Annotated in this window: 7 protein-coding genes and 1 pseudogene; 7 read left to right on the top strand and 1 reads right to left on the bottom strand. The window is 65.7% G+C overall.

The window, feature by feature from the left end; all coding sequences use genetic code 11:
- Nucleotides 1-183: 183 nt before the first annotated feature.
- From pheS to QZY48_RS20815, 7 genes are all read left to right on the top strand, one after another.
- On the top strand, nucleotides 184-1,215 hold the full coding sequence (pheS, locus tag QZY48_RS20785; RefSeq protein ID WP_295434752.1) for a phenylalanine--tRNA ligase subunit alpha: 1,032 nt from the start codon (nucleotides 184-186) through the stop codon (nucleotides 1,213-1,215).
- A 48-nt stretch (nucleotides 1,216-1,263) separates the two neighbouring features.
- Complete coding sequence (pheT, locus tag QZY48_RS20790; protein WP_295434753.1) at nucleotides 1,264-3,642, top strand: phenylalanine--tRNA ligase subunit beta; 2,379 nt, start codon at nucleotides 1,264-1,266, stop codon at nucleotides 3,640-3,642.
- 4 nt (nucleotides 3,643-3,646) lie between these two features.
- The gene (ihfA, locus tag QZY48_RS20795; RefSeq protein WP_100921365.1) at nucleotides 3,647-3,949 is read left to right on the top strand and encodes an integration host factor subunit alpha; all 303 of its coding nucleotides are present in this window, start codon (nucleotides 3,647-3,649) and stop codon (nucleotides 3,947-3,949) included.
- Entirely contained in the window at nucleotides 3,927-4,304 is a 378-nt protein-coding gene (locus QZY48_RS20800) for a MerR family transcriptional regulator (protein WP_295434756.1), read from the top strand. The genes ihfA and QZY48_RS20800 overlap by 23 nt, the downstream gene beginning before the upstream one ends.
- A 142-nt stretch (nucleotides 4,305-4,446) precedes the next feature.
- Entirely contained in the window at nucleotides 4,447-4,671 is a 225-nt protein-coding gene (locus QZY48_RS20805; protein WP_295434757.1) for an addiction module protein, read from the top strand.
- 152 nt (nucleotides 4,672-4,823) lie between these two features.
- Nucleotides 4,824-5,054, top strand: a complete 231-nt coding sequence (locus QZY48_RS20810; RefSeq protein WP_295434759.1) for a DUF1902 domain-containing protein — start codon at nucleotides 4,824-4,826, stop codon at nucleotides 5,052-5,054.
- Nucleotides 5,054-5,251: a type II toxin-antitoxin system HicA family toxin gene (locus tag QZY48_RS20815; protein ID WP_295434761.1), complete on the top strand. Its 198-nt coding sequence runs from the start codon at nucleotides 5,054-5,056 to the stop codon at nucleotides 5,249-5,251. The genes QZY48_RS20810 and QZY48_RS20815 overlap by 1 nt, the downstream gene beginning before the upstream one ends.
- A 161-nt stretch (nucleotides 5,252-5,412) precedes the next feature.
- Here QZY48_RS20815 and QZY48_RS20820 read toward each other — a convergent pair.
- A pseudogene (locus QZY48_RS20820) lies at nucleotides 5,413-5,745 on the bottom strand (hypothetical protein); the annotation flags it as partial.

Genomic DNA, 5,745 nt, shown 5'->3' on the forward strand with positions numbered 1-5,745 from the left:
GGACCCTACGGGCGCAGACGGTCGCCGTAGGGTCCGCTGTGCGGACCGACGACCCCGCTGCCAGGGAAGTCGCCGCGACCCTCGTGGCGGGCCTTGGTGCCCGGCTCGATCAATTGACGCTATCGTTATCCTTCGCGGCCCCGTGTCGCCGCGGTCTTATTATGCTTGCTGCAAGGTTTGAAAATGCCTGAACGGTCCGGACTCGGAATAGACCCACTGCGTGAGGCGGCGCTGGCGGCCATTGCCGCGGCGCCGGACCTGGCCGCGCTGGATCAGGTACGGGTCCGCTATCTGGGCAAGAGCGGCGACCTGACGCTGCTGCTCAAGCAACTCGGCGGCCTGCCCAAGGAGGAGCGCCCCGCCGCGGGTCAGTTGATCAATGTGGCGAAGGACGCGGTCGCGCAGGCCATCGAGGCGCGCAAGTCGGTCCTGGAACAGGCGGCCCTGGCGGCGCGTCTGGCGGCCGGGCGGGTGGACGTCACCCTGCCCGGGCGGGGCGGCCGTGCGGGCGGTCTGCACCCGGTCACCCGCACCCTGCGGCGGATCGAGCGTCTCTTTGCCGACGCCGGGTTCGCGGTCGCCGAGGGACCCGAGGTGGAGACCGCTTACCACAACTTCGAGGCGCTCAACATCCCCGAGCATCACCCGGCCCGGGCGATGCACGACACCTTCTATTTCGACGCGGACCTGCTGCTGCGTACCCATACCTCGCCGGTGCAGATCCGGGTGATGACCGAGGAGGCCCCGCCGCTCAAGATCATCGCCCCCGGCCGGGTCTACCGCTGTGATTCGGACCTGACGCACACCCCGATGTTCCATCAGGTGGAGGGGCTGCTGGTCGATGAGCAGGTGAGCTTTGCGGATCTGAAGGGCGTCCTCTACGACTTCCTGACCAATTTCTTCGAGCGGGACCTGAAGCTGCGCTTTCGTCCGTCCTATTTTCCGTTCACCGAGCCGTCGGCGGAGGTCGACATCGCGTGCGTCATGTGCGGCGGGGCCGGGTGTCGGGTGTGCAAACAGACCGGCTGGCTCGAGGTCCTGGGGTGCGGCATGGTGTACCCGGAGGTCTTCCGGCATGTGGGGATCGACCCGGACCGTTATCTCGGTTACGCCTTCGGGATGGGGGTGGAGCGTCTGGCGATGCTGCGTTACGGCATCGACGACATCCGCCTCTATTTCGAGAACGACCTGCGGTTCTTGCGGCAATTCGCCTGAATTTGAGAAGCGAGCTTTTGGGAAGCGAGACCTTGGGGAGCGAAAAATATGCGTTTCAGTGAGTCCTGGCTGCGGGAATGGGTCAATCCCTGCATCGACACCCAGACCCTTGCGGACCAACTCAGCATGGCCGGCCTGGAGGTAGACGCGGTCGCGCCCGCCGCCGCGGCCTTCAGCGGTGTCGTGGTGGGCCTGGTGCTTGAGGTCGCGCCCCACCCGGACGCCGGCAAGCTGCATGTGTGCATGGTGGACCTGGGCCAGGCGGCGCCGCTGACCATCGTCTGCGGTGCGGCCAATGTCGCCGCGGGGATGCGGGTGCCGGTGGCGACCATCGGCGCCGTGATGCCCGGTGACTTCAAGATCAAGCGCGCGAAACTGCGCGGCGTCGAGTCCTTCGGCATGATCTGTTCCGCGAGCGAACTGGGCCTGGCCGAGACCTCCAGCGGCATTCTGCCGCTGCCCGCGGACGCGCCGGTGGGTGCGGATTTTCGCGCCTGGCTGGGGCTCGATGACGCCTGCATCGAGGTCGATCTGACGCCCGATCGGGGCGACTGTCTGTCCATCGCCGGCCTGGCCTGGGAGGTGGCGGCGATCAACGACTGCCCCCTGACCCCGGTGGTCGTGGAGCCGGTGGCGCCCGCGAGCGATGACCGCTTCCCGGTCAGCCTGGAGGCGCCCGAACACTGCCCGCGCTATGCCTGCCGGACCATTCGCGGCATCGACCCGGCGGCTGTGACCCCGCTGTGGATGCGCGAGCGCCTGCGCCGGGGCGGCATCCGTGCCATCAGTCCAGTGGTCGATGTGACCAACTATGTGCTGCTGGAACTGGGTCAGCCCATGCACGGCTTCGACCTGGCCCACCTGGAAGGCGAGATCCGCGTGCGCCTGGCCGCGCCGCGCGAACGGCTCCACCTGCTGAACGGCGAGACGATCGAACTGCGTCCGGATACCCTGGTGATCGCCGATGCCGTGCGCCCCGTCGCCCTGGCCGGGATCATGGGCGGCGCTGCGAGTGCCGTGGAGTCCGAGACCCGCGACATCCTGCTGGAAAGCGCCTTCTTCGCCCCGGCGGGGATCAGCGGCAAGGCGCGCAGCTATGGCCTGCACACCGATTCATCCCACCGCTTCGAGCGCGGCGTCGACCCGGAGCTGCAGGTCCGCGCGCTGGAGCGTGCCACCCGGCTGCTGGTCGCCATCGTCGGCGGCGAGCCCGGTCCGGTGGTCGACATGACCGCCGCCGATCACCTGCCGCGGCGTGCGCCCCTGACCCTGCGCGCCGCCCGTTGCGCCCAGGTCCTGGGGCTCGAACTGCCGCCCGAGACCATCGCCGGAATCCTGAAACGGCTCGGCATGGACCTGGTGCCGGTCGCTGGCGGCTGGCAGGTCACGCCGCCCAGCGGGCGCTTCGACCTGGTCCACGAGGTCGACCTGATTGCCGACGTGGGGCGCATCCACGGCTATGACCGCATCCCGGTCAGCCATGCGTCGTCCGCCGCGGCCACCAGGGCCAGGCCGGAGGCCGCCTTCGACCTGGATCGGGCGCGCCTCGCCCTGGTCGACCGGGGCTTTCAGGAGGTCATCACCTACAGCTTCGTAAGCCCGGAGCTACAGGCCCGGATCGAGCCCGAGGTCAAGGGGCTGGCCCTGGCCAATCCGATCAGCGCCGAGCTCTCGGTGATGCGCCCCTCACTGTGGCCCGGCCTGCTCCACACCGCCCGCTACAACCAGGCGCGCCAGCAGGAGCGGGTGCGCATCTTCGAGACCGGGCTGCGCTTTCGCCCCGGCCCCGAGGGCCTGTGCCAGGAGGCAGCGATCGGCGGCCTGGTCATCGGCCCCCTGGACCCGGAGCAATGGGGTGCGCCGACACGGCCGGTCGACTTCTTCGCGCTGAAGGCGGACGTGGAGGCCCTGCTCGCCCTGAGCGGCGACCTGCCCGGTTTCAGCTTCGTCCCGGACCAGCACCCGGCCCTGCACCCCGGCCAGAGTGCCCGCATTGACTACGCCGGTCGGCCCGTGGGACGCCTGGGGATGCTCCACCCGGCCCTGGCAGCGGACCTGGATCTGACCGGCGACGCCTTTCTCTTCGAGCTGGAACAGGCGGCCCTGACCACCGGCGTGCTGCCCCGCTTCACCCCGATCTCGCGGTACCCGGCGATCCGCCGGGATCTCGCGATCGTGGTGGACGAGGGCGTCGCCTACGCCGACATTGCGGGCTGCATCCGGGCCGGCGCCGGGGATCTGCTGCGCGAACTGGTGCTGTTTGACGTCTATGTCGGGGAAAATATCGAAGTGGGGCGAAAAAGTCTCGCTTTGGGATTGATTTTACAAGTATCTTCTCAGACACTTACCGACGAGGTGGTGGATGAGGCGGTGGGGCGGGTGTTGACCCGTCTCGAGTCCGATTTTGGGGCACGACTGCGGGACTGATGGTATGGCGTTGACTAAGGCTGATATGGCAGAACACCTGTTCGAAGAGCTTGGGCTCAACAAACGTGAGGCCAAGGACATCGTCGAAAGCTTCTTCGAGGAGATCCGCAAGGCACTGGAGCGCGGCGAGCAGGTCAAGCTCTCCGGCTTCGGGAACTTCGATCTGCGCGAGAAGAAAGAGCGCCCCGGGCGCAATCCCAAGACCGGCGAGGAGATCCCGATAACCGCCCGCCGCGTGGTGACCTTCCGTCCGGGCCAAAAGCTCAAAGCGCGGGTGGAAGCCTATGCTGGACACGAGCAGCAATAGCGCGGAGGAGCCCGGGGTCGGCGAACTGCCGGCGATCCCCGGCAAGCGCTATTTCACGATCGGCGAGGTCAGCGAGCTGTGCGGCGTAAAGCCGCATGTGCTGCGCTATTGGGAGCAGGAATTTCCCCAGTTGAAGCCGGTCAAACGGCGCGGCAACCGGCGCTACTATCAGCGGCACGACGTCCTGATGGTGCGCCAGATCCGCTCCCTGCTCTATGACCAGGGCTTCACCATCGGCGGCGCCCGCCAGCAATTGAGCGGCGAGGGCGCCAAGCACGACCTTACCCAGACGCACCAGGTTTTGCGGCAGATGCGCCAGGAGTTGGAGGAGATCCTGCACGTCCTGAGGCGCTAGCCGCGGGGCCGCGGGCCGAGGCGCCAGCCGTGCCTTGCGCGCGTTCGTTCGTTGCACTGCTTCGCCAGAAGTGGCACGTCCGCATCCAGGCTATTGATAAAAGGCGGAAATTTGCTTTTCTCATGAAGACGGAACGTTCATCATGAACATCGCTCAAATTGAAGCTGACGCCCTGTCACTCCCGGTCGATGACCGCGCGTCCCTTGCCCATCGCCTCTTGCTGAGCCTCGAAGAGATTTCTGAGTCGGAATTCGACGATTTGTGGGGTGACGTGTCGGCTCAGCGCGCCGCCGAAGTGGATGCCGGGCTCGTGCAAGTGGTCCCGGGTGACGAGGTCGCGAGAAAAGCTCGGGCATTGCTACGGTGACCTATGGCTTCTTTCCCGATGCCCAAGCCGAATATCTTGAGGCGGTTGAGTTTTTCGAGTGCAAGTGGATCGCCGTGGCACTCTGTTCCGCGGCGGCCGTGTATCTCGCAGCCTGACTCTTTCCTCAACCCGGCCTTCTAATGGTGCACGATATGTCTTACGAGATTCGGGTCGAGTGGGATTCCGAGGCGAGTGTCTGGTATATCGAGGACAGCAATGTTCCTGGGTTGGTCGGCGAAGCCCTTTCCCTTGAAGCCATGGTGACACTCCTGCGGACTCGGGTTCCGGAAATGCTCGAGGAGAACGGTTGCCCGCGGGACGATGATATCCCGTTGCGGCTGCTGACGACGGGGCATCTGGCGCAGCTACGCGTGGCAGCTTGATGGGGGAGAGCTATACGCCGGAACTCGTCCGGCAGCTCAAGGCAGCCGGCTGTTCACTGGTTAGACGTGGCAAGGGCGACCATGACATCTGGGAAAGTCCGATCAGCGGTCGCCGCTTTCCAGTAGATTCCAAAATCGTATCTCGACATACGGCGAATGCCGTTCTCAAGCAGGCCGGGCTTGCGCGTGCATTTTGAGCATCTTTCTGAGGTCGCTATGGCGTTGCGAGGGGGGGAAGGGGGCCGGGCTCAATTTTGAGGTTAAACGATTCTTGATCGCGGGCAGGTAAAGGATTGTGAGGACCCCCGACGGCAGAAATTGACCCTGGCCCAAATGGCGCTAAGTTGAGGGCGAGACTCTACAAGAACAGTAATTTACGCGGCCCGCTGGCTGGCCGAGACGCTCCAGAACTAAGGCGGAACCCGGAGGAATCTGGCGGACTGTCGCTGATTTTCCAGAAGCTTGGGGCTGGGTTGGAGTGCAAGTCGCTGATATCATTAAGGGCGGTCTTAACCGGGCGCCATTCGATCCTGGCCCCTTTTCCGCCTCGGCACAGGGCGCCGTAGATCGCCGTGCGCTCGCGATACAGGTGAGGATTGCCGATCACGCGGTCGGCGCGCTTGATCTTGTGTTTCAAGGTCGTCGGGCCTGGCAGGCGCCGTCCCACCGAGGTGATGGATAAACCCGTGCC

It is taken from the genome of uncultured Thiodictyon sp. (assembly GCF_903828115.1).
In the GTDB taxonomy this organism is placed as follows: domain Bacteria; phylum Pseudomonadota; class Gammaproteobacteria; order Chromatiales; family Chromatiaceae; genus Thiodictyon.

Excerpts from the sequence above, each read along its gene's own strand:
- pheS (WP_295434752.1), top strand. The coding sequence starts at position 184 with ATGCCTGAACGGTCCGGACTCGGAATAGACCCACTGCGTGAGGCGGCG.
- pheT (WP_295434753.1), top strand. The coding sequence starts at position 1,264 with ATGCGTTTCAGTGAGTCCTGGCTGCGGGAATGGGTCAATCCCTGCATC.
- ihfA (WP_100921365.1), top strand. The coding sequence starts at position 3,647 with ATGGCGTTGACTAAGGCTGATATGGCAGAACACCTGTTCGAAGAGCTT.
- QZY48_RS20800 (WP_295434756.1), top strand. The coding sequence starts at position 3,927 with ATGCTGGACACGAGCAGCAATAGCGCGGAGGAGCCCGGGGTCGGCGAA.
- QZY48_RS20805 (WP_295434757.1), top strand. The coding sequence starts at position 4,447 with ATGAACATCGCTCAAATTGAAGCTGACGCCCTGTCACTCCCGGTCGAT.
- QZY48_RS20810 (WP_295434759.1), top strand. The coding sequence starts at position 4,824 with ATGTCTTACGAGATTCGGGTCGAGTGGGATTCCGAGGCGAGTGTCTGG.
- QZY48_RS20815 (WP_295434761.1), top strand. The coding sequence starts at position 5,054 with ATGGGGGAGAGCTATACGCCGGAACTCGTCCGGCAGCTCAAGGCAGCC.